The organism is Stenotrophomonas sp. SrG, assembly GCF_050031795.1.
GTDB lineage: Bacteria > Pseudomonadota > Gammaproteobacteria > Xanthomonadales > Xanthomonadaceae > Stenotrophomonas > Stenotrophomonas rhizophila_A.
Genome location: NZ_JBNBBE010000408.1, coordinates 1 through 259, shown reverse-complemented (window position 1 = coordinate 259; position 259 = coordinate 1). Strand labels below are relative to the sequence as shown.

The following is a 259-nucleotide window of genomic DNA, read 5'->3' as shown; positions in this document are numbered from 1 at the left end:
GTCGCGGCGGGCGATGATCGCGCGGGCGATGCGGCGCCCCTGGCGTGCGTCGCCAGAGGTCCACCGCACCTCCATCAACTCGCGCTCTTCGACACGGTTGAGCCACGGCGCCGCGCTTTCGCCGCTGTCCGGGTCCAGGCGCATGTCCAGCGGGCCGTCCTTGCCGAAGCTGAAACCGCGCTCGGCCACGTCCAGCTGCGGCGAGTACACGCCGAGGTCGAACAGCACCCCGTCCAGGCCGTCGGCGGTTGCGTTCCAG

At 71.8% G+C, this 259-nt stretch carries 1 protein-coding gene; it reads right to left on the bottom strand.

The features are described 5' to 3' along the window. On the bottom strand, positions 1-259 hold a 259-nt coding region (mraW, locus tag ACQG3P_RS20270; protein ID WP_426806046.1), incomplete at both ends, for a 16S rRNA (cytosine(1402)-N(4))-methyltransferase.